The organism is Hymenobacter ruricola (assembly GCF_015694525.1).
GTDB classification, from domain to species: Bacteria; Bacteroidota; Bacteroidia; order Cytophagales; family Hymenobacteraceae; genus Hymenobacter; species Hymenobacter ruricola.
The window spans coordinates 38,530-60,301 of sequence record NZ_JADQDM010000016.1 but is presented as its reverse complement, the minus strand read 5'-3'; the positions used below and the strand labels follow the sequence as shown (position 1 = coordinate 60,301).

At 63.9% G+C, this 21,772-nt stretch carries 16 protein-coding genes; 6 read left to right on the top strand and 10 right to left on the bottom strand.

Going from position 1 to position 21,772, the window contains the following annotated elements; all coding sequences use genetic code 11:
* Positions 1 to 5: 5 nt before the first annotated feature.
* Positions 6 to 755, bottom strand: coding sequence for a 3-oxoacyl-[acyl-carrier-protein] reductase (fabG, locus tag I2H31_RS20920; RefSeq protein ID WP_196295001.1), 750 nt, complete (start codon positions 753 to 755; stop codon positions 6 to 8).
* A 133-nt stretch (positions 756 to 888) separates the two neighbouring features.
* Between fabG and I2H31_RS20915 the strand changes: the two genes are divergently transcribed.
* Complete coding sequence (locus tag I2H31_RS20915) at positions 889 to 2,133, top strand: geranylgeranyl reductase family protein (protein WP_196295000.1); 1,245 nt, start codon at positions 889 to 891, stop codon at positions 2,131 to 2,133.
* Positions 2,134 to 2,293: 160 nt separating this feature from the next.
* On the opposite strand, the gene I2H31_RS20910 is transcribed toward I2H31_RS20915, so the two are convergent.
* A complete protein-coding gene (locus I2H31_RS20910) occupies positions 2,294 to 3,253 on the bottom strand; it encodes a tetratricopeptide repeat protein (RefSeq protein WP_196294999.1) in 960 nt (319 codons plus the stop codon).
* Positions 3,254 to 3,483: 230 nt separating this feature from the next.
* Here I2H31_RS20910 and lpdA point away from each other — a divergent pair, with 230 nt between their 5' ends.
* Entirely contained in the window at positions 3,484 to 4,878 is a 1,395-nt protein-coding gene (gene lpdA / locus I2H31_RS20905; protein WP_230687965.1) for a dihydrolipoyl dehydrogenase, read from the top strand.
* 103 nt (positions 4,879 to 4,981) lie between these two features.
* Here lpdA and I2H31_RS20900 read toward each other — a convergent pair whose 3' ends face one another.
* The 3 genes from I2H31_RS20900 to I2H31_RS20890 form a co-directional block, all read right to left on the bottom strand.
* Positions 4,982 to 5,869, bottom strand: coding sequence for an energy transducer TonB (locus I2H31_RS20900; RefSeq protein ID WP_196294998.1), 888 nt, complete (start codon positions 5,867 to 5,869; stop codon positions 4,982 to 4,984).
* Between the two features lie 176 nt (positions 5,870 to 6,045).
* The gene (locus tag I2H31_RS20895) at positions 6,046 to 6,969 is read right to left on the bottom strand and encodes a DMT family transporter (protein ID WP_196294997.1); all 924 of its coding nucleotides are present in this window, start codon (positions 6,967 to 6,969) and stop codon (positions 6,046 to 6,048) included.
* 167 nt (positions 6,970 to 7,136) lie between these two features.
* A complete protein-coding gene (locus I2H31_RS20890; RefSeq protein WP_196294996.1) occupies positions 7,137 to 8,630 on the bottom strand; it encodes an ArnT family glycosyltransferase in 1,494 nt (497 codons plus the stop codon).
* Between the two features lie 129 nt (positions 8,631 to 8,759).
* On the opposite strand from I2H31_RS20890, the gene I2H31_RS20885 reads away from it, so the two are divergent.
* The 3 genes from I2H31_RS20885 (at position 8,760) to I2H31_RS20875 (ending at position 13,050) form a co-directional block, all read left to right on the top strand.
* Entirely contained in the window at positions 8,760 to 10,088 is a 1,329-nt protein-coding gene (locus I2H31_RS20885) for a replication-associated recombination protein A (RefSeq protein WP_196294995.1), read from the top strand.
* Between the two features lie 206 nt (positions 10,089 to 10,294).
* The gene (gene sppA / locus I2H31_RS20880) at positions 10,295 to 12,070 is read left to right on the top strand and encodes a signal peptide peptidase SppA (RefSeq protein WP_196294994.1); all 1,776 of its coding nucleotides are present in this window, start codon (positions 10,295 to 10,297) and stop codon (positions 12,068 to 12,070) included.
* Positions 12,071 to 12,225: 155 nt separating this feature from the next.
* On the top strand, positions 12,226 to 13,050 hold the full coding sequence (locus tag I2H31_RS20875) for a purine-nucleoside phosphorylase (RefSeq protein WP_196295055.1): 825 nt from the start codon (positions 12,226 to 12,228) through the stop codon (positions 13,048 to 13,050).
* A 173-nt stretch (positions 13,051 to 13,223) separates the two neighbouring features.
* Here the strand turns inward: I2H31_RS20875 and I2H31_RS20870 are convergent, their stop codons facing one another.
* The 4 genes from I2H31_RS20870 to I2H31_RS20855 form a co-directional block, all read right to left on the bottom strand.
* On the bottom strand, positions 13,224 to 14,075 hold the full coding sequence (locus tag I2H31_RS20870; protein WP_196294993.1) for a DUF4249 domain-containing protein: 852 nt from the start codon (positions 14,073 to 14,075) through the stop codon (positions 13,224 to 13,226).
* 125 nt (positions 14,076 to 14,200) lie between these two features.
* On the bottom strand, positions 14,201 to 16,516 hold the full coding sequence (locus I2H31_RS20865) for a TonB-dependent receptor (RefSeq protein WP_317192253.1): 2,316 nt from the start codon (positions 16,514 to 16,516) through the stop codon (positions 14,201 to 14,203).
* 137 nt (positions 16,517 to 16,653) lie between these two features.
* Positions 16,654 to 16,965 (bottom strand): thioredoxin, encoded by a 312-nt coding sequence (trxA, locus tag I2H31_RS20860; protein ID WP_196294991.1) that lies wholly within the window; start codon positions 16,963 to 16,965, stop codon positions 16,654 to 16,656.
* 102 nt (positions 16,966 to 17,067) lie between these two features.
* Positions 17,068 to 17,520, bottom strand: a complete 453-nt coding sequence (locus tag I2H31_RS20855; protein ID WP_196294990.1) for a hypothetical protein — start codon at positions 17,518 to 17,520, stop codon at positions 17,068 to 17,070.
* Positions 17,521 to 17,687: 167 nt separating this feature from the next.
* On the opposite strand from I2H31_RS20855, the gene I2H31_RS20850 reads away from it, so the two are divergent.
* Entirely contained in the window at positions 17,688 to 18,017 is a 330-nt protein-coding gene (locus tag I2H31_RS20850; RefSeq protein ID WP_230687964.1) for an HNH endonuclease, read from the top strand.
* Here I2H31_RS20850 and I2H31_RS20845 read toward each other — a convergent pair.
* A complete protein-coding gene (locus I2H31_RS20845) occupies positions 18,014 to 21,757 on the bottom strand; it encodes an SbcC/MukB-like Walker B domain-containing protein (RefSeq protein ID WP_196294989.1) in 3,744 nt (1,247 codons plus the stop codon). The two genes, I2H31_RS20850 and I2H31_RS20845, sit on opposite strands and share 4 nt — an antisense overlap.
* Positions 21,758 to 21,772 lie beyond the last annotated feature (15 nt).

Sequence of the window (21,772 nt, the reverse complement as noted above, 5' to 3'; positions counted from 1 at the left end):
CTCGGCTACGTCAGCATTCCGCCGTCCACCTGCAGCACCTGGCCGGTGATGTAGGCCGAGTCGTCCGACGCCAGAAAGGCCGTGGCCTTGGCCACGTCCTCGGGCCGGCCGCCTCTTTTCAAAGGAATGGCCTTGCGCCACTCGTCCACCTGCTTGGGGTCAAGAGCGTCGGTCATTTCGGTTTCGATGAAGCCCGGCGCCACGGCGTTGCAGCGGATGTTGCGCGAGCCCAGCTCCAGCGCCACCGATTTGGTGAAGCCGATGATGCCGGCCTTGCTGGCGGCGTAGTTGGCCTGCCCGGCGTTGCCCTTGATGCCCACCACGCTGGTCATGTTGATGATGCTGCCGCTTTTGGCGCGCATCATGGGCTTGGTGGCGGCCTTGGTGAGGTTGAAAACGGACTTGAGGTTGACGTTGAGCACCTGGTCCCACTGCTGCTCGCTCATGCGCATGAGCAGGCCGTCCTGCGTGATGCCGGCGTTGTTGACGAGGATGTCGAGCTTGCCGAACTCGGCCACCACGTCGTCGATGAGTTTTTCGGCCTGGGCATAGTCGGAAGCGTCGGAGCGGTAGCCTTTCACCTTGGTGCCGGCGGCCGACAGCTCGGTTTCCAGGGCCTGGCCCTTTTCGACGGAGGAGAGGTAGGTGAAAGCCACTTGGGCGCCCAACTGGGCAAAATGCGCCGCGATGGCGCGGCCAATTCCTTTGGAAGCGCCCGTCACGAGGGCCACTTTTCCGGTGAGTGTGTTGGTCATGGGGCGAAGGTAAGTAGCGCGGACTTTCAGTCCGCGAAGGGAACGGCCAGATGATTCTGCCATTGACCGCGGGCTCGCGGACTAAAAGTCCGCGCTACGTTCGCGCAACGGCGGCCTAACTTCGCCGCAGATTATGCCCCATCACGACATTTGCATCCTGGGCGCGGGCCCCGGCGGGGCCACCGCCGCCCTGCACCTGGCCAACGCCGGCCACCCCTGCCTGCTGCTCGACCGCGCCGCTTTCCCGCGCGACAAAGTGTGCGGCGATGCCCTCAGCGGCAAGGTCATCAACGAGTTGAAGCGCATCGAGCCCGGCCTGCACGCCAAGCTGGCCGCCTCGCCCCGCCAGATTCCGAGCTGGGGCATCGACTTCATCGCGCCCAACGGCCGCCAGCTCAGCATCCCCTTCAAGCCCAAGTTCGACAAGACCCAGGACGCCACCGCCGGCCACGTCGCCAAGCGCATTGATTTCGATAATTTCCTGGTCGAGGAAGTGCGGCAGCGGCCCGAAATTGACTTCCGCGAGAACGTGGACGTGGCCCGCACCGAGCGCCTGCCCGACGGCGGCTGGCAATTATTCGACAAAGCCGGCCAGGAAATCGCCACCTGCCGCCTGCTGCTGGTGGCCAACGGCGCCCAGTCGGAATTTGCCCGCAAAGTGGCCGGCCACGCCCTGGAGCCCGACCACCACTGCGCCGGCCTGCGCACCTACTACGAGGGCGTGAGCGGCCTTAGCCCCGATAATTTCATCGAGCTGCACTTCATCAAGGACTTCCTGCCGGGCTACCTGTGGGTATTCCCGCTGCCCAACGGCCAGGCCAACGTGGGCGTGGGCATGCTCTCCAAAACCGTGGCGGCCAAGAAAATCAACCTGCGCCAGCGCCTCGACGAGATTCTGGCCACGCACCCCACGCTGGCGCCGCGCTTTGCCGGGGCCACGCGGCTGGGGCCGGTGCGGGGCTTTGGCCTGCCGCTGGGCTCGAAGCGGCGGGCGCTGTCGGGGACCAACTATTTCCTGCTCGGCGACGCCGGCTCGCTCATCGACCCGTTTTCGGGCGAGGGCATCTCGCACGCCATGGTGAGCGGGCGCCACGCCGCCACCTGGGCCGTGGAGGCCGTGAAAAAAGCCGATTTCAGCCCCGAATTCCTGAAAAACTACGACAAGGCCGTGTACAACCGCCTCGGCCAGGAGCTGCGCCTGAGCCGCGTGATGCAGCGGTTGCTCAACTTCCCCAGCCTCTTCAACATCGTGGCCAACCGCGCCGTGAGCAACCCCACACTGGCCGCCACGCTCTCCATGATGTTCATGGATTTGGACCTGCGCGAGCAGCTGCGCAAGCCGGGCTTCTATTTCAAGCTGCTGTTTGGCGGGAAGTAAGGGAGGGGAAGCAGGAGAAGAACACCCGAACAAAAAAGAACGTCATGTCGAGCTGGTCGAGACATCTCGCGTGCCGCCACTAATCAATTGATTACTGCCCCGGGCGAGATGTCTCGACCAGCTCGACATGACGTTCTGACAACTTTTTTGACTGCTTCGGCTACTGCGCCGGCGTGCTCGCGGCTGGCGCAGTAGCCGGCTTGTGGTAGCCGGGCTTGGGGTGGTAGCCGGTGCCCGGCTTGGCCACCGGGGCGGGCTTGATGGGCGCCAGGCCGTCGTTGGCGCCCACGTAGCGCTTCAGGCTTTTGGCGGCTTCGGGGTTGAGCTTGGCGGCGCGCTCCAGGTCGCGGCGCGCTTCCGAGAGCTTATCAAACGAGGAGTAGCTGATGCCGCGGTATTCCCAGGCGTCGGCGTAGGCCGAATCGAGTTGAATGGCTTTCGTGAAATCAACCACGGCGGGCTTGTACTGGTACATCTGCATCTTGGCCACGCCCCGGCCGAAGAAGGATTCCTTGTCGTCGGGCCGGTACTTGAGGGCGCCCGAGAAGTCGGTGGCAGCGGCCTTGTACTGCTTCATCATCAGTCGGTTGACGCCGCGGTTGTAGTAGGCATCGGGGTTGTTGCGCTGGTACTTGATGGCGGCCGTGTAGTCCGGGATGGCCTCTTTGTACTGCTTGAGGTAGCTCCTGGCCTTGGCCCGTTGCAGCAGGGCGGCGGGGTCTTTGGGGCTGGTTTTGAGGCGCGAGTCGGCCGATTCCAGCATGGTGCGGTAGTCGGCGGCGGTCATTTTTTTCTCTTTGGCCCGCTCGGCCGAGGCCGCGGTGGCGCTGGGCGTGTTGGGCGCGGCCGTTTCGGGGGCGCCGGCCATCTCGGCGGGCAGGCCGTTGGCGGTGGCGGCGGGCTCGGCGGTGGCCGCCGAAGCGGTGGTGGCCACGCGGGCATCGGTGGCCGTGGCGGCGGCGCCGGTGGAGTCGGAGCGGACGGCGCCGGTGGCCACGGGGGCTTCCATGGGCTGGCTGGTCACGGTGGGTTTTTCTTTTTCGGTGACGGTGGTGGCGCAGTTAGTGAGGAAGGCCAACAGCCCCAGCGCGGCCAAAGGAGTGCGAAGAAGTGATTTCATGAATGCTAAAAATGAGAGTTGCGCGCCTTTTTGGGCCCAACCGGGGCTTATACGGTGCCCGGACAAGATTGGCTGCTAGCACCCTTTGGGCCAAAACATTGTTGGCAAGCTAAGCAGTAGCTACGGGATTGCGGCGCGGTGCGGACGTGCGGCTATCTTTGCGAACCTAATTGGGCGGGCCCCCAGCCGGGCCCGGTGTACTTTTTTCTTCCTGTCTTCCTGAGAAGTTTATGGCATTGCAATTTGATTTGGTCGTGGTCGGCAGTGGCCCCGGCGGGTACGTGGCCGCCATCCGGGCCTCGCAACTGGGCCTGAAAGTGGGCGTGATTGAGCGCGAATCCTTGGGCGGCATCTGCCTCAACTGGGGCTGCATTCCCACCAAAGCGCTGCTCAAGAGCGCGCAGGTGTTCGAATACCTCAACCACGCCGCCGATTACGGCCTCAAAGCCGAAGGCGTGGGCTACGACTTCGGCGCCGTGATTTCGCGCAGCCGCGGCGTGGCCGACGGCATGAGCAAGGGCATCAATTTCCTGTTCAAAAAGAACAAAATCGAAACCGTGATGGGCACCGGCAAAGTGCTGGCCCCCGGCAAAGTGGAAGTGACCAAGGCCGACGGCAGCAAGGAAACGGTGGAAGCCAAGAGCATCATCCTGGCCACCGGCGCCCGCTCGCGCGAGCTGCCCACCATGCCCGTCGACAACAAAAAAATCATCGGCTACCGCAAGGCCATGGCCATGGAACAGCTGCCCAAGCGCCTCGTGGTGGTGGGCTCGGGCGCCATCGGCGTCGAGTTTGCCTACTTCTACCGCACCATGGGCTCGGAAGTGACGGTGGTGGAATACCTGCCCCGCATCGTGCCCGTGGAGGACGAGGAAGTGTCGCGCCAGATGGAGAAGTCGTTCCGCAAAATCGGCGTGAACGTGCTCACCAGCGCCGAAGTTACCAAAGTGGACACCGCCGGCGAAGGCTGCCAAGTGACCATCAAAACCGCAAAGGGCGAGCAGGTGATAGAGTGCGACGTGGTGCTGAGCGCCGTGGGCGTGACCACCAACCTCGAAAACATCGGCATCGAAGAGCTGGGCATTAAAGTGGAGCGCGGCCGCGTGATTGTGGACGACTTCTACCAGACCAACGTGCCCGGCATCTACGCCATCGGCGACATCGTGCCCGGCCCCGCGCTGGCCCACGTGGCCTCGGCCGAAGGCATCATCTGCGTGGAGAAAATTGCCGGTCACCACCCCGAGCCGCTCAACTACCAGAACATCCCCGGTTGCACCTACGCCTCGCCCGAAATTGCCAGCGTGGGCTACACCGAAGCCGAAGCCAAGGAAAAAGGCTACGACGTGCTGGTGGGCAAATTCCCGTTTTCGGCCTCGGGCAAAGCCAGCGCCGCCGGCGTGAAAGACGGCTTCGTGAAAGTCATCTTCGACAAGAAGTACGGCGAGTGGCTCGGCGCCCACATGATTGGCTCGAACGTGACCGAGATGATTGCCGAAGTGGTGGTGGCCCGCAAGCTGGAAACCACCGGCCACGAAATCATCAAGGCGGTGCACCCGCACCCCACTATGAGCGAAGCCATTATGGAGGCCGCCGCCGCCGCGTATGGCGAGGTGATTCACTTGTAAAATTTGCCCGAAATCATATAGTAGAAAGGCCCGGCTTATTCAGTCGGGCCTTTTTCATTTAAAAGAAGGGGATGCAAACAAGAAGTATCTCGCACAGGAGAGCTTACTGAGGAACCGCTACTTGGGCGTCGCTGAATCGCAACGACTCGAAGTTGGGCTGCATTCGGGCATCCAGGATGGACTTCTCGTTCAGAATTTCCGGTTGGTTTTCGTTGGCGAGGTTCCAGGTGCCCACGTAATGTAACTTCCCGGCTTCCACCACAAACTGGAAGCGGGTGCTGCTCAAAGACGAGGAATAGCCCCGGCCGGGGGCGGGCTTGCGGATGCTCTCCGTGTGCATTCGGCAGGCGCCCCACACAGGGTCGGGAAATTCGTAGAGGTACAAGGCGTAGCGGCCCGCCGGCAATGCGTAGCAAAAGGCGTTTTCCCGGCGGGAATTGAGCGCGGGCTTGACGTTTAGCCGCACCGACTTGCCGGTCCTGACGTTCACGAGGCGCACGTACTCGCCCGTGCCCAGGCTGCTGGTCCCGCCGAGGCGTTGCAGGCAACTGCCGTAGATGAGGCCTTTGCCGGCGGGCAGCGCCTTGCGGTCGCTGTTCCAGGCCTGGGTCGGGAGAGCCAGCTTTTGAAAAGGGCCCAGGTCCAGAGAGTCGGCGGACCAGGGGGAAGGAGCGTCCTTGGTGCCAGTGCTAACGCTGAAGGTAAGGGGCGCCGTGAACGAGACGCTGACGGGGCGGCCGTCCTGCCATCCCGGCTGCCAGGTAACGGCTGCGAGGCGCTGAATGCAACGCAACGCCTCGGCGTCGATGTCGGCCCGAACGCCTTTTACCAGCTTGAGGTCGGTGGTGTGGCCCTGCGCGTTGACCGTGAAAGAAAAAAAAACCCTTCCCCCAACGCCGTCGCGCAGAGCGGTGCGCGGGTATTTGAAGTCTTTGCTGATGAAACGGGTCATCCGCTGGCTGGTGGTGCGGGCGCTATCGCCGGGTTCCAAAACCGGAAACACGGGCATTTTCTCCGAATAAGTGCGGCGTAGGGTTGCCGTAGAATCTACCGGAGCGGCGGTCTGAGCGGACGCATAACCCGGTAAAAGCATCAGCACGCCTAACAATGTCACCAAAACAAGACGCATGGCGGAGTCGAAGGGTAAAATGGAGAGTGCGTAAATTACTACTCCACCGCTACCTCCGGTACCTTGGTCGCCTTGGGTTTCTGGCTCACCAGCCACACGCCCAGGAAGATGAGCGCCGCCTGCCCGGCCTTGCCCAGGGTGAGGTGGTCTTTGCCCAGGCCCACGGCGATGAGCACGGCCAGCACCGGCTGCAGGTAGATGTAGACGCCCAGCAGGGCAGGGGAGGCGTATTTCAGCGCCCAGTTGTTGAGCAAATAAGCCAGGATGGTGAGAAAGAAAATCATGAACCCCACCTCGGCCCAGATGTAGAGCGGGAAGCTGGCATAGTCGGCCGTGAGAACCTCGCGCCAGCCGAAGGGAATGGCAATGAACCCGCCCACCAGAAACACCCGTCCCAGCACCGTGAACGGGTGGTACTTGCGCATGAGCGGCGTGACAATGACCAGGTAAACCCCAAATACGGTGGCGTTGAGCAGGATAAAAATGTTGCCCAGCGTGCCCTGCGGGTACACCGCCGCCGTGTGCGCGTTGCGGCCCAGAATGAGCGAGGCCGCACCCACCGCGCCCACGCCAATGCCCAGGGCCCGGGGCAGCGTGATGCGCTCGCGGAGCAGCACGGCCGAGGCGATGACCACCACAATGGGCGCCACCGTTTGCAGCAGCGAGGCGCTGATGGGCGCGGTCAGGTTCAGGCCCGAAAAGAACAGCAGCTGGTTGAGCCCGATGCCGAGCACGCCGCAGGCAATGGAGCGCAGGTTGTCGGCCCGGCCCGTAATGCGGTCTTCGCGGGCCACGATGAATTTGATGACGGCGAAGAAAATAATGGCCCCGATGATGCGCAACGAGACGATGCCGAACGGGTGCAGGTAGTGCGGCATCACGTCTTTCGACAAGCTGTAGTTGGCCGCGTAGATGACGGTGACGAGGAAGAGGGCCGCGTGCACGCGGTATTGAGTGCGCATAAGTGGAGATGGAGCGTGGCGCGGGATGGCGCGAACCAGAAGCCGGGCTAGGCCGGCGCCAATGGTTCGGAAGCAGGAGCCGCAAAGTTCGCGCTGCGCCGCTACACCGGCCGGTTATTTTCGCCGAACGACGAAACCGCCCGGCCGCCGCGCCGCCACGGGGGCGGCTATTTAGGGCCCAGAATCCGAAGGAAAACCCCTGAGGCAACGGGCATTAGCAACTTGGTATAATAACGCTGCTGCACGGAGCGAAGCATGGGCTCGGAGCCCACGAAAAGCAGCCCGGGGCGCAGGCGCCCCAAGGTCACGTCTTCGGCCGGCACAACAACCGGCTGCACGCCGGCCTGGCGCAGGGCGGCCACGTAAAAATTCAGCACGGCGTGGTACCGGTCTTCCTGCAGAATGCTGAAGGTGTAATACCTGGGCCGGCTGGCCGCGAGGGGTGGCAACTGGTAGCCGTAGCGCAGTAGGGGGTCGGTTTTTTCGGCTTCCCGGCGGGCGTGCTCGTGGTGCAGCAGCAGGCCCGTCGGCACCGCCAGCGCCACGGCCAGCGTGCCCGTCACGGCCGTGGCGGGCCAGTGCCAGCGAAGCCGGGCCTGCCGGGCGAGGTGCTCCAGGCCGAGCGCGCACAGGAGCGCGGCCATGGGGTACACGGGCGCGCTGTACCACCCCAGCCGGGTGCGCGCCACCGATATCAGGACCAGAAAGGTGAGGACAAACAAGCCGGCAAATTGGGCAAAGCGGCGTTTGGGGCCGGGGACCAACGTGGCCGAAAGCCCCAGCCAGGCGCCCACCGGCAGCAGCCAGCTCCAGGTCATCAGGCCGGGGAAAAGCAGGCGCTGGAAATAAATCCACCACGGATACTGCACCGTGACGATGTGCTGGCTGAACCGGCCGTACCAGTCATTAAACCAGGTGGCCGCCAGGTAGCCCGGCGCCGCGGCCTCCCGCAGCCCATAAAACAGCCCCAGCGGCCCAAACGCCGCGGCAATGGCAACATACGTGGGCCACTGCCGCAGTGCCCGGCGCCCGCCCGGCAGCGCCAGCCCGCCCACCGCCACCGCTGGCAGCACCAGTACTGCCGCGGCCGATTTGGTGAGCAACGCCAGCGCAAACCAGCCGGCCCCCCGCCACAGCCAGCGCCCCTGCTGCTCCTGCGCGTAGCGGTACCAGCTCAGGGCCGCGGCCGTAAGCCCGAAGGTCAGCAGAGCGTCGTAGTCGCCGAAACGGGCCACGTGCGTGCCGTTGAAGCCCGGGCTGGTGGCGAGGATGAGGGCCGCGAACGTGCCCACGAAGCGGCTGCCCAGCACCGCGCGCCCAAACCGGTAGAGCGCCCCGGCCGTGGCCAGCGCCGCCAGCACCGAGGGCAGCCGAACGGCCCACGGGCTGTAGCCAAACAGCCCCAGGCTGCCCGCCTGCAGCCAGATGAGCAGCGGCGGCTTGGTGTTCCACAGGTCGGGCTGCCCTTCGTAGCGCGTGATGAGCCAGTCGCCGCTGCGCAGCATCTCGGTGGCATTCACGGCGAGGCGGGCTTCGTCCCACACGTGCAAAACCGGGGCGCCTACGTTCCAGGCAAACAGGAGCAGCAACGCGGCCAGCAGGCCCAATTTCGGCCAGTCGAGGGGATTAGTTGCCCGGAAGCGCTGCCGAAAAAAAGCCATGCCCAAAGGTATGGCCGTGGCAGCACGGCCGAGCGCGCCCCTGCAAATACGCACTGCCACGCTTTCATGAAAAGCAAAAAACACGTATTCATCCCGGCGCGCTGCCCGAACTTTGCCCAAAACCTGCCCATGGCCTCCCTCTTTCCCGACGACGAACCCGCCGCTTTCACCCCGCCGCCCGCGCCCGGCCCCGACGCGCCCCTGGCCGAGCGCCAGCGCCCGCGCCGCCTGGCCGACTACGCCGGCCAGCAGCACCTGGTGGGCGAAACCGGCGTGCTGCGCCGCTACCTCAACGCCGGCCGGTTGCCCAGTCTCATTCTGTGGGGCCCGCCCGGCGTGGGCAAAACCACCCTGGCCCACCTGCTGGCCAGCGAGCTCAAGCAGCCTTTTTCGGCCCTCAGCGCCATCAATGCGGGCGTGAAGGACGTGCGCGACGTCATCGACAAAGCCAAGCGGCAGCGCGGCACCGTCTTGTTCATTGACGAAATCCACCGCTTCAGCAAGGCCCAGCAGGATGCTTTGTTGGGCGCGGTGGAGAACGGCACGGTCACGCTCATTGGCGCCACCACCGAAAACCCGTCCTTTGAGGTCATTCCGGCCTTGCTCTCGCGCTGCCAGGTGTACGTGCTGGAGCCGCTGAGCGCGGAAACGCTGCGCGATTTGGTGAAGAAAGCGCTGACCGAGGACGAAGCCCTGAAGCAGAAAAAGGTCAACCTCAAAGAAGACCATGCTCTGCTGGCCCTCAGCGGCGGCGATGCCCGCAAGCTGCTCAACCTCTTGGAAATCGTGGTGCAGAGCACGCCCCCCGATAAAAAAGGCACCATTCAGATTACCGACGCCGTGGTGCAGCAGGTGGCCCAGCGCCCGCTGGCCCGCTACGACAAGGGCGGCGAAATGCACTACGACGTCATTTCGGCCTTCATCAAAAGCATGCGCGGCTCCGACCCCAACGCCGCGCTCTACTACCTGGCCGTGATGCTGGAGGGCGGCGAGGACGTGAAGTTTATTGCGCGCCGCATGGTCATCCTGGCCTCCGAAGACATTGGCAACGCCAACCCCAACGCCCTAATGCTGGCCACCAGCTGCTTCCAGGCCTGCACCGTCATCGGCCTGCCCGAGTCGGACCTGATTCTGGCCCAAACCGTGGTGTACCTGGCCACTTCGCCCAAAAGCAACGCTTCCTATCTGGCCATCCGGGCGGCGCAGGCCGAGGTGAAGGCCCACGGTGTGCACCCCGTGCCGGTGCCGTTGCGCAACGCCCCCACGCGCCTGATGAAGCAGCTGGGCTACGGCAGGGAATACGCCTACTCGCACAACGGCGAAGGCAATTTTGAAGAGCAGGAGTTTCTGCCCGACGCCCTGAGCGGCACCCGTTTCTACGAGCCCGGCCAGAACGCCAGCGAGCAGAAAATCCAGGAGCGCCTGCGCGGCTGGTGGGGCGAGAAGTATGGCTATTGACCGCAGATTTAACGGATTTTAACGGATAAAACAGATTTTTTGTGGTTCTGAGTAACACCTCGCGTTTGCGTAATGCACGCCAAAGGCAAACGATACAAGTGCGTGTAACTTGCCGGCTAATTGGCCGCAATCCTGGCCGAACTAGGTGGGCGCGAAACCACAAAAAATCCGTTTCATCCGTTAAAATCTGTTAAATCTGCGGTCTTATGCGTCAGTTTTTTAAGTTTGTGCTGGCCACCATCGTGGGCCTGGTCGCATTCAGTTTCCTGGGTTTCGTGGTCTTTGCGGCCATCATTGGGGCGGCGGCCAGCGCCGGCGATAAGAAGGAGGTCGCGGCCAACTCGGTGCTGGAATTGAAGCTGAACGAGCCGCTGAGCGAGCGTGGGCGCGACAGCAGGTTCAGCCTCGGCGGCAACAATTCTTCCACCGGCCTGGTGAACCTGAAAGAGGCCATCCGGCGCGCCAAAACCGACGGCGACATCAAGGGCATTCTGCTCAACCTGGGCATCATTCAGGGCGGCATGGCCTCGCTGGAGGAAGTGCGCGACGCCCTGATTGATTTCAAGAAGAGCGGCAAATTCGTGGTGGCCTACCACGAAATCGCTTCTGAAAAAAGCTTCTACCTCTCCTCGGTCGCCAACGAAATCTACCTCAACCCGCAGGGCACGCTTGAATTCAACGGCCTGAGCTCGGAGGTGATGTTCTACAAACGCCTGTTCGACAAGGCCGGCATTCAGCCCTACATTTTCCGCGTCGGCTCGTTCAAAAGCGCCGTGGAGCCCTTTTTTCGGGAGAATTTCTCCGATTCGGCCCGCTACCAGACCGTCTCGTTCCTGAACTCCATCAACGGCTACATGGTGGGGCAGGTGGCCAAAGCCCGCGGCATCGACCCCGCCCGCCTCAAGGTCATCTCGGACTCCATGCTGGTGCACAACGCCCCCGACGCCCTGCGCCTGAAACTGGTGACCAAGCTCGGCTACTTCGATGAAGTGCAGGACTACATGCGCGGCAAGCTCGACCTGGCCAAAGACAAAAAGCCCAGCCTGGTGAGCTTGAGCGAGTACACCGACAGCGACGACGCCGACGAAAAAGAAGGCAAGACCAGCGGCAACCGCATCGCCGTGATTTACGCCGAGGGCGACATCGTGACCGGCAAAGGCTCCGACGACAACATCGGCAGCACCAAGTTTGCCGAGGCCATCCGCAAGGCCCGGCTCGACGACAAAGTGAAGGCCGTGGTGCTGCGCATCAACTCGCCCGGCGGCTCCTCGCTGGCTTCGGATATCATTTACCGCGAAGTGGTGCTCACCAAAAAAGTGAAGCCGATTATTGCCAGCATGAGCGACGTGGCGGCTTCGGGCGGCTACTACATCGCCATGGCCTGCGACACCATCGTGGCCCACCCGAACACCATCACGGGCTCCATTGGGGTATTTATGGTGCTGCCCAACATCCAGCCGCTGCTGGCCGACAAGCTCGGCATCACGGTGGACCGCGTGACGACGGGCAAGTTTTCGGACCTGCCCACCATCACCCGCCCGCTGTCGGAGTTTGAGCGCAAGGCCCTGCAGCACGAAGTGGACCGGACGTACGCCGACTTCACCAGCAAGGCCGCCCAGGGCCGCCACATGCCCGTGGAGCGCCTGCGCCGCCTGGCCTCAGGCCGCGTCTGGAGCGGCCTCGAAGCCAAAGAAAATGGTCTCGTGGACGTGCTGGGCGACTACCAGGACGCCCTGCAACTCGCGGCCCAGCGCGCCCACCTCAAGGCCGACGACTACCGTGTGCAGCGCCTGCCGCGCCAGCGTTCGGAGCTTGAAGGCCTCCTGAGAACGTTCGGCTTGGGCGACGACGATGACGAAGCCAAAACCAAAGCCCTCAAAACCGAGCTCGGCCCGCTGTACCCCGCCTACGCCCAGTACCAGCAACTGATGCAGATGCGCGGCGTGCAGGCCCGCCTGCCCTACACGCTCGACATTCAGTAACCGCATTTGTTGCCCTGCCATCTGTCATCCTCATCTGGCGTACGCGCAGCGAAGGACCTTTTCGAGCTTGAACAAATCGTTCAACAATGAGAAGGTCCTTCGCTGCGCGTACGCCAGATGAGGATGACAATTTTTATACATTCGCTCAACTCATGATGCTCGACCAACTCCGCGAAGCCGCCGCTTACATCCAGGCCCAGGCCAATAGTTTTCAACCCGAAACGGGCATCATCCTCGGCACCGGCCTGGGCGCGCTGGCCCGCGAAGTGGAGGTAGCGCACGAAATCAACTACGCCGACATTCCCAACTTCCCGCTTTCCACGGTGGAAAGCCACGCCGGGCGCCTGCTGCTGGGCCGCATGGGCGGCAAAAAAGTGGCCGTGCTGCAAGGCCGCTTCCACTACTACGAGGGCTACACCATGCAGCAGGTGGCCATGCCCGTGCGGGTGCTCAAGCTGCTGGGCATCAGCCGGCTGCTGGTGAGCAACGCGGCGGGCGGCCTCAACCCCGATTTCAACATCGCGGATTTGATGCTGATTGACGACCACATTAACCTGCAGCCCGGCAACCCGCTCATTGGCCCCAACCTCGACGAGCTGGGCCCGCGCTTCCCCGACATGTTTGCGCCCTACGACGCCGACCTGCTGGCCCGCGCCGAAGCCGCCGCCCAGGCGCTGGGCCAAGCCGGTACCACCCGCCGCGGCGTGTACGCCAGCGTGCCCGGCCCCATGCTTGAAACGCCGGCCGAGTACCGCTACCTGCGCACCATCGGGGCCGACGCCGTGGGCATGAGCACGGTGCCGGAAGTCATTGCCGCGCGCCACCTGGGCCTGCCGGTGCTGGCCGTGTCGGTCATCACCGATTTGTGCGCGCCCGGCCACCTCAAGCCGGTGGTGCTGGCCGATATCTTCGCCGCCGCCGCCGCCGCCGAGCCCCGCCTTACGGCATTAATTAAAGCCGTGGTGGCGGGACTGGAATAGCGGCAGCCGCCTAAAAAAAGGACGGTCAGGCCGAGCGCAGCAGAACGTTCAGGTCGAGCTGGTCGAGACATCTCGCGTGCCGCAGTATTCCAATCGAAGGATTTTGCTTCAGCACGCGAGATGTCTCGACCAGTTCGACCTGACCGTTCTTATACATTCCAAGGAGCTAAAAGCTATTTGACAACCTTCGTCGCTCGGGTCGCGCTGAGCACGGCAAAAATGCCCACGCCGCCCTCCACGTTGCCGTAAATGGCGGACGGCTGGGAGAAGGGGTTGCCGTTGGCGTTGCGGGCGTCGCGCACCGACTGGCGGAAGCGGTAAAAGGCGTATTCGGTGTGGTAGAGCGTGGCCGTCACCGAGTCGTTGGCGTTGAAGCGGTAGCTGGTGCCCACGGTGAAGTTCTGGCCGTTGAGCAGCCGGTCTTCGAGCGATATGTCCACTTCCGGGCTCTTGATGAGGTTTTTGGGGATGGGGTCGCCCTTGTGCAGCTGCAGGCGGTAGCAGTCGCCGGGCGTGGCCGGGTCGCGGAAATTGGTGAGGAAGTAGGCCTTGCGCTCCGAGCCCGTCTTGTCGTTAAACTTAAACTCCACCGAATCGATGGGAATGGGGGCCAGGTAGGTGGTGGTGCTGGTGGCGTGGCGGCCCTTGGTGTCGCGCACGTCGAGCCGGAACACGTCGCCGGGGCGGGCCACCAGCGGGTCGCGCCCGATGTGCGAATGGAATTTTTCGCCCGTGGTGTCCGTCAGGGCCTTGAAGTTGGGCGAGTACGCCAGCGGCACCGACGTGCCGTTGGGCATAATCAGGGTCACGGTCACGTCGCTGGGCACCTGCGGCAGCACGGAACTCAGGTAGGGCACCGACGTGGTGACGGCCAGGCTGGGCACTTTGCCGGGCTCCAGGTAGCATTCCACCACCAGCTGCGACGAGTAGGAAGGCAACGGCACGTCGATGTCGTTTTGCAGGTTGCTGCACCCGGCCAGGGCCAGGATGGCGAGAAAGGCAGCGGACTTTAAGAGGTAATTCATGTAGAAACCGTTGTTAGAACGTCATGTCGAGCTTGTCGAGACATCTCGCGTGCCGTAGTAATCCAATCAGTTGAGTTACTGCCTCACGCGAGATGTCTCGACAAGCTCGACATGACGGTTCGGGCTTAAAACCGGAAATTGTACGTCAGCGAGGGGATGACGGGGAACAGCGACACCTGCTTGGCCGCGAAGCCGACGGTACGGCCAGAAATCTTGTCCTTCTGCGTTTCGAAGAACACGAAGTAGGCGTTGCGGCGGTTGTAGGCGTTGTAAATGCTCAGGGTGAGGTCCTGGTTGAGGCGGGAGCCGATTTTGTAGACCACGCCGAGGTCCAGGCGGTGGTAGGGGATGAGCTGGTAGGAGTTGCGGTCGGGGTAGATGGGCACCGGGCGCGGGTCGAGGCCCACGCTGGAGCCGGGAATGTCCTGCACCCCGAAGCGGCCCAGGGGCAGCGTGGTGAGGTTGCCGGAGCTAAACACGAAGCTGGCCGTGAGGTTGACGCGCGGGTTGAGCTGGTGCAGCAGCACCACGGTCAGGTTGTGGCGCCGGTCGTAGCTGGGGTGGAAATCCTGGCCGTTGTTGATGCCCGTGGTGCCGCGCTGGGGCTGGAAATTGCGCCAGCTCCAGGCCAGCGTATAGCCTATCCAGCCGGTGGTTTTGCCGGTTTTCTTTTCCAGGTAAATCTCGTTGCCGTAGGCCCAGCTTTTGCCAAAAATGAATTCGGCGTCCAGCTCCGGGTTCACGAACAGCTGCGCGCCGTCCTTGAAATCAACCTGGTTCTGCCCCCACTTATAGTATACTTCGTTGGTGAGCAAGTACTTGCCCTGGCCCAGCAGAAAGCTCGCGCCACCGCTCACCTGCTGCGAGCGTTGGGGCTTCACCGACAGGCGCGAGGGGTACCAGATATCCGTGGGCAGGGTGGCGCCGGAGTTCGTGACCAAGTGCACGTACTGGTACATCAGGGCGTAGTTGGCCTTGAAGGAGGTGCGCTCGTTGAGCGAGTAGCGGGCCGAGGCGCGCGGCTCAAGGCCGCCGTACTGGTCCGAGCCGCTGCGGAAGCCGGTGAGGCGCAGGCCGCCTTCGAGCTGCAGCTTGTCGGTGGCTTTGTAGTTGTCGGAGGCGTAGAGGGCGCCCTCGGCCCCGTAGTAGTTCACGTCGGAGCCGAAGTTCACGCGGCCGTCGCCGGAGTTGGCATCGAGGCGGCCCACGCCGAAGCGGTGCTGCGTGACCGTGGCGCCCGCCTTCAGCAGGTGCCTGTCGTTGGGCGTGTACTCGGCGTCGGTGCGGGCGGTGTAGTCGCGGATGTTGGAGCCCAGGCCGAAGGAAAACTGGTCGAGCCGGTTGGTGAGGCTGTAGTGGTAGTCGGAAACCGCCACCGACGTGTTCAGAAACAGCCGGGGCGAAAACACGTGGTTCCAGCGCAGCGTCCCGATGGTGTTGCCCCAGTTGAAGTTGAAATTGAAGCCGCCCGTGCTGCTGAACCCGAACACGTCGCGCCCCAGGTAGCCCGTGAAAAACACCTGGTCCTTGTCGCCCAGCGTGTAGTTCGCCTTGGCGTTCATGTCGTAGAAGTAGTAGTCCGGGATGGGGCTGTAGTCTTCCTTGCCTTCGTTGGCCCGGTTGAGGGCCCGCGTAAAAATGTCGAAATACGTGCGCCGGCCGCTCACAATGAACGAACCCTTGCCCTTGTTAATGGGCCCCTCGTAGGTGAGGCGCGACGAAATGAGCCCGATGCCGCCCGTGGCCACGTAGTGCTGCCGGTCGCCCTCGCGCAGCTTCACGTCGACCACCGACGACAGGCGCCCGCCAAACTGCGCCGGAAAGCCCGACTTGTACAGGTCCACGCCCTGCACGGCGTCGGAGTTGAACACCGAAAAGAGGCCGAACAAGTGGTTGGGGTTGTACACCACCGCGTTGTCCACCAAAAACAGGTTCTGGTCGGCCGAGCCCCCGCGCACAAACAGGCCGCTGGTGCCTTCGCCGCCGCTCTGCACGCCGGGCTTCAGCTGCAGGGTTTTCAGAATGTCGACCTCGCCAAACAGGGCCGGCAGCAGCTTGGCTTCGCGCACGCTCAGGTGCTCCACGCCCATCTGGGTGGTTTTGAGTTTTTCCTGCAGCGTGGCGGCGCCTTCCACCACCACTTCGCCCAGCTCGTTGCCGCCTTCTTCGAGCGAAAAATTAAGCCGCTGGCTGTGCGTCAGGTTGATGTCACGGGTGATTTGCTGATAGCCGATGGAGGCGACCACCAGCTGGTGGCGCCCGGCGGGCAGCGTCAGGCTGAAGTGGCCCACCGAATCGGCGGCGGTGCCGGTGCCGAGCTGAGGCACGGCCACGCTGGCGCCCGGCAGGGTTTCGCCACGGGCCCCCCGCACGGTGCCGCTGAGCGTAAACCGGCTGGCATTCTGTGCGAAAGACCGGTGCGGCCCAAGGCCAAACAGCACCAAAACAAGAACCAGATAACGCAGAGAAGAACTAAAAACCATACAGTTGGCAGCAGGGGAACGCAAAGGTAACGCTCCCCCAACGCCAGCGTGCGGCAGAATAGTTTGGTGGCGGCCCGGCAGCGGCCCAACCGCTCTTATTTGCCCACGAACGGTTGCAGGGCCTGCGCTATTTGCGGGGCCGGCACCACGCCCGCCTGCCGCCATACCGGCTGCCCCTGATGAAACAGAATCAGCGTCGGGATGCTCTGCACGCGGTATTGTTGGGCCACGGCGGGGTTGCGGTCCACGTCGATTTTGATGACGCGCAGCTTGCCGCCGTGCTGGGCCGCCACCTGCTCCAGGATGGGCGCCATGGTTTTGCAGGGCCCGCACCAGGTGGCGTAGAAGTCGACCAATACCGGCATGCCGGGGCTGTTGATGAGTTCGGAAAAAGACTTGCGGGGCATAAGCAAAGCAATTAAAAAAGGAAACAGCGCAGCGTACTATAACGAAGAAAGCCCGGCACAGGGCCAGGCTTTCCACAAATTTCGCCTCCCAGCTGGGCCGGCCTATCTGTTTATCACCGTCACGTCGTTAGCCACTTCCGGAAACACGAAGCGACCGCCTACGGCTTTCACGCCCTTCACGCGGCATTCCCAGGTGTAGCGGCCGGGCGTGGCCGTGGCCGCTTCCCCGCTTTCGGCCTTGAAGTATTCGGGGTCGGAGGGGTCGGTGGGAAACAGCACGTCCACGCCCTTCTGGTTTTGGCCCAGCTGCTTCACCAGGAAATAGTCCTTGCCGGTTTTTTCGTTGTGCACCACAAACGTGGCCGTGTAGGGCCCTATCTGGCCGTATTTGTCGAGAATGCCCAGCTTTATTTGGGCCGTGGTGCTCACCATCCACGTTTGGGCGCGGGCCGGCGCGGCCGCGCTCAGCAGCAACAGCGCCAGCAGGGCGCCGGTGGCCCGGCCCGCCCGCGCCGCGCGTTTGGGAAAAGAAATGGCAGGTACAGTTATCATCATGCGAAGCAGCAAAAAAGTGAAGCGCAACAAGCCATCGTTGCTCATAAAAAAGCAAGTAAGCTCATTCGAGGCCAAGGTAACGCCCTGAGAACAAATAAGCAACTTGCGCCATCTCCCAGCTGTTATAGTTTTGAGAAAAGCCAACCCTGATTCTTCGTTTTCGACGCATGGCCAGACGGCGCTTGCGGCCCGCCGAAGGGCCTTCCGCTCAACCTTCCCTTTCCGCGAACCCGTGTTGTGGCCTCTGCGAGCGCGAGGTGCAGGCCACCTCGCGCCACCACTTGGTGCCGCGCGAAGAAGGTGGCCGCTACGGCCCCACCGTCGACCTGTGCCAGCCCTGCCACAGCAGCGTGCACCGCTTCCTGAGCAACCGCGCCCTGGCCCGCCAGTATGCCACGGTGGAGGCTCTGCGCACCGCCGAAGAGCTGCAAACCTACCTGCGCTGGATAAAGCGGCAGCGCGTGGAGCGCATCACCAACCGGCGCGGGCGGCGCTAGCCGGCCACCGGCTCCGGCCGTTGGGCCGGCACGGCGCAGCTGGTTTCGTGGCCCATCACGCCCACCAGGTGCACGGTGCTGTTGCCGCCGGCACCGGGTCGCACCCGAATCTGGGTGCCAATCCGGTCCTTCAAATCGGAAACGTGGGAGATGACGCCAATCATCTTGCCCGAGTGCTGCAGGCGTTCCAAAGCATCCAGGGCCGTGTTCAGCGCGTCGGGGTCCAGCGTGCCGAAGCCTTCGTCGATAAACAGCGACTCGATGCGGGCCTTGTGGCCGGCCAGCTCGCTCAGCCCTAGGGCCAGGGCCAAACTCACGAGGAAGCTTTCGCCGCCCGAGAGCGAGGCCATGGGGCGCACGGTGTCGGCCTGGTCGTGGTCGATGATTTGCAGCTCCAGGTTGCGGTGCGGCGTTTTGAGGATGGTGTAGCGGCCGGTGAGCTGGCGCAGGCGCAGGTTGGCCAGCCGGGCCAGGTGCGTGAGCGTGAGGCCCTGGGCAAACTGGCTGAACTTGTCGCCCCGCGCCGAGCCGATTTGCTCGCTGAGGTCCTGCCAGCGCTGCTCTTCTTTCTGACGCTGTTCCAGCTCGCGCAGGCCGTCGGCCTGCAGCTGGCGGGCGTCGTCGTCCTGCTTGAGCTGGTTGCTCACAGCGCCCAGCTTCTGCTGCAGCGTGTCGTCGGCGGCCGAAAGGGCGTTGAGCTGGGCGGTTAGCGCCGCGGCGGGGTGGGGCGTCAGGCCGGCCTCGGCGTGGCGCTGCTGCTCGGCGGTGAGGTCGGCGAGGCGGCGGGCCGTGGCGGCTTTGGCCGTGAGGTGGTCCTGGCGGCACTGGTGCAGGCGCTCGGCCTCGGCCGGGGGCAGGAGCAGGGCGCGGGCATCGGCGGCACTGGCCAGATTGGCGGCGGCCAGGGCCGTGTTCAACTCGGCTTCGCGCTGGGCGAAGGCCGTGCGGTGGGCTTCTAGCTGCGTTTCCAGGCCGGTGCGGGCGCTTTGCTTGATGGCTAGGGCCTTCTGCTGGTCGGCCAGCTGCGTTTGCGCCAACTGCATAGCCTCGGCCAGGGCTTGGGTGGCCTTGCGCAACTGCTCGGCTTCGGCGGCGGGGTCGGGCCCGGAATACTGAGCCTGGCGGGCAGCTCGTAGCTGGTTGAGGGTTTCCTGGTCGACATCCAGCCCGGCAGCATCGGCCGCCAGCTGCGTGGCTTGGCGGGCCAGCGCCTCAGTGCGGGATTCCAGCTGAATGGTTTTCTCCTGCAGCGTTTTACCCAGCGCAGTCTGGGCGATGACCTGCGCTTCGTAGTACTCCGCCCGCTCGCCCAGCGTGGCCAGAGTGCCGTCGTAGGGCGGCTGGGCAGGCAGCGCCAGGCGGTGCGGCCGCAGAATATCCCGGATGGTGCCCTGGAAGATGTCGGCCTGCTCGCGCCAATACACCAACTCTTCGGCCAGTTCATTCAAGGCGGTTTCGATGGCGGCCTGCCGTTCCTGCAGGCGCGGAATCTCGCGCTGGGCGGCCGTGGCGGCCTCGCCGGCCTGCAGGTACTTCTCGCGCAGCGCGGCCAGCTTTTCATCCAGCTCGGCCAGGCGGCGGCGGGCCGCTACGGCGGCTTCCTGCTGGGCGGTGGCCTCGGCCAATAGGGCGCGCACCGCGTCCGCATCGGCCGGCTGGGCCGGGGTGGGCAGCAGAGCTGCGGCCAGCGCCCCGGCTTGCTGCTGGGCTTCGGCGGCGGCGGTCGTGGCTTCGTCGCGCTGGCGCTGGCGCTGCTGCTGCTCGGTTTGGCGGCGGGTGCAGGTGCTGGTGGCGCGGCGCAGTTCTTCTTCCAGCGCCGTCAGGGCCTGCTGTTGCTGGGCTACGCGTTGCTCCTGCTCGTCGGCCTCGGCCGCAAAATCGGCGGCGAAGGCGTGTTCCAGCGCGCCGCACAGGGGGCAGGGCTGGCCGTCGTGCAGGTGCTGGCGGTGGGCGTTGAGGTCGGCCATGGCCTGCTGGGCGCGCAGCTCGCGGCGGTAGCTTTCCAGCAGCGCCTTGCCGTCCTTGAGGCGCGTTTCGAGGTGACTTACCGCCGTTTCCGCCGCCGATAGAACCGGTGCTTCCTGTTCGATTTCGGCGGTCAGCGTCCGGGCGCGGGCCTGGTATTCCTGGGCGGCTTCCGCCTTGGGCAGCAGCTGCTGCAGGCCCTGGCGGTAGGTGGTCAGGTCGTCGGCGCGCTGGGCCAGGGCCGCGGCCGTGGTGTCCACCAGCAGCGCATCGCGCTCGGTGCGGCAGGGCTGGCCCTCGTCTTTGATGGTTTGCTGGCGTGCCAGGGCCTCGGTTTCGAGGCCGCGCTGGCGCTCCAAATCGGTGGCCGCTTCGCGCTGATTCTTGAGCAGCTCGGCGCGGCGGGTTTCCCGGGAGGAAATTTCCTTTTGGGCGCCCTGCAAATCAATGATTTCGCGGCTTAGCTCAAACAACTGATTTTTGAGCTCAACCTCGGCATTGTGCGCAATAAGCCACCGGTCCAGCTCGGAGCTTTGCGTTTGCAGGCCCTCGATTTCAGTTTTTTGCTGGGCTAGCTCGGTTTCAGCTTGTTTGTATTCGGCCTCGTGTTGCCCATAGGCCTCGCGCTTAAGCGTCAGCTGGTGCAGCGCGGCGGCAATGGCCGCGTCCTGCTGCTGGGCCTGGTTGAGCAGCGGGCGCAGCCGGTTTTCCTCGGCTAGCGCGGCGGCATGGGCTTCGGTGGCGGTACCGTGGGCGGCGTCCGCGGTTTCGGCTGCTTTGGCCAGCAGGGGCAAGGCGCGCGCCAGTTCCTGCAGCTGCGCGGTATCGGTGGCAACTTCTTTTTCGGCGGCTTCGGCCAGTTCCAGGGGTTTGTCGACGCCGGCGGCGCGCACGTGCCCGTCGAGGCGGGCGAAATCAACTTGCAGGGTTTCGTCGGCTTGGCGCAGGCGCTCGGCTTCGCGGGTGGCTTCCCACAGTTGCTTGTCGAGCTGGTCCAGAATGGTGCGCCAGGTCAGGCACAGGTTCAGGTCCTGCTGCTCTTCGTAGTGCTGCTCGGCCTGCTGGTGCAACACGTCGAGCTGCCGTTCCAACTCCGCGCGCTCGTCTTCCGACAGCAGGCGGGTGGCGTCCAGCTTGGCGCGCAGCAGCTTGGTTTTCAGTTCTTCTTCCCTGGCTTTTTCAAACGCCGCCACCGAGAGCCGCGAATATATGCCCACGTTGGTCATCTTCTCCAGCAGGGCGCTGCGCTCCTTTTCGGGCGCGTGCAGGAAGCGGGCAAACTTGCCCTGGCTCAGCAGTACCGACTGCTCAAACTGCCCAAAATCCAGCCCCGACAGCTCGCCCACCCGTTTGGGCACAGCCTCTTTGCCGCTGATGACGGCCGCGTTAGACGGGCTCATTACCAGCGACATGGCGTCGGCATTGAGACTGCCTTTGTCTTCGCCGCGCACCTTGCGCTTCACTTCCCAGCGCGAGCGGTAGCGCACCCGGTCCACCACGCCGGTGTCGGGGTCGGTTTCGTGCACCTCAAATTCTACTTCCGAAAACGCGTCTTTGGCGTGGCGGCTCACCATTTCGCCCACCTGCCGGTCGTGGCGCGGCACCCGGCCGTAGAGGCCCACCGAAATGGCGTCGAGCAGGGTGCTTTTGCCCGCCCCCGTGGGCCCCGTGATGGCAAACAATCCGGTGTCCGCCAGCGGCGTCTCATCAAAGCGAATCAGAAACGGACCGGGCAGCGAGTTAAGATTAGCGAAACGGACGCTGATAATTTTCATTGGATACTTTTCCCC

Bases quoted from the DNA above. Each gene is read 5' to 3' on its own strand.
- fabG (WP_196295001.1), bottom strand. From the start codon at position 755: ATGACCAACACACTCACCGGAAAAGTGGCCCTCGTGACGGGCGCTTCC.
- I2H31_RS20915 (WP_196295000.1), top strand. From the start codon at position 889: ATGCCCCATCACGACATTTGCATCCTGGGCGCGGGCCCCGGCGGGGCC.
- I2H31_RS20910 (WP_196294999.1), bottom strand. From the start codon at position 3,253: ATGAAATCACTTCTTCGCACTCCTTTGGCCGCGCTGGGGCTGTTGGCC.
- lpdA (WP_230687965.1), top strand. From the start codon at position 3,484: ATGGCATTGCAATTTGATTTGGTCGTGGTCGGCAGTGGCCCCGGCGGG.
- I2H31_RS20895 (WP_196294997.1), bottom strand. From the start codon at position 6,969: ATGCGCACTCAATACCGCGTGCACGCGGCCCTCTTCCTCGTCACCGTC.
- I2H31_RS20890 (WP_196294996.1), bottom strand. From the start codon at position 8,630: ATGGCTTTTTTTCGGCAGCGCTTCCGGGCAACTAATCCCCTCGACTGG.
- I2H31_RS20885 (WP_196294995.1), top strand. From the start codon at position 8,760: ATGGCCTCCCTCTTTCCCGACGACGAACCCGCCGCTTTCACCCCGCCG.
- sppA (WP_196294994.1), top strand. From the start codon at position 10,295: ATGCGTCAGTTTTTTAAGTTTGTGCTGGCCACCATCGTGGGCCTGGTC.
- I2H31_RS20875 (WP_196295055.1), top strand. From the start codon at position 12,226: ATGCTCGACCAACTCCGCGAAGCCGCCGCTTACATCCAGGCCCAGGCC.
- I2H31_RS20870 (WP_196294993.1), bottom strand. From the start codon at position 14,075: ATGAATTACCTCTTAAAGTCCGCTGCCTTTCTCGCCATCCTGGCCCTG.
- trxA (WP_196294991.1), bottom strand. From the start codon at position 16,965: ATGCCCCGCAAGTCTTTTTCCGAACTCATCAACAGCCCCGGCATGCCG.
- I2H31_RS20855 (WP_196294990.1), bottom strand. From the start codon at position 17,520: ATGATGATAACTGTACCTGCCATTTCTTTTCCCAAACGCGCGGCGCGG.
- I2H31_RS20850 (WP_230687964.1), top strand. From the start codon at position 17,688: ATGGCCAGACGGCGCTTGCGGCCCGCCGAAGGGCCTTCCGCTCAACCT.
- I2H31_RS20845 (WP_196294989.1), bottom strand. From the start codon at position 21,757: ATGAAAATTATCAGCGTCCGTTTCGCTAATCTTAACTCGCTGCCCGGT.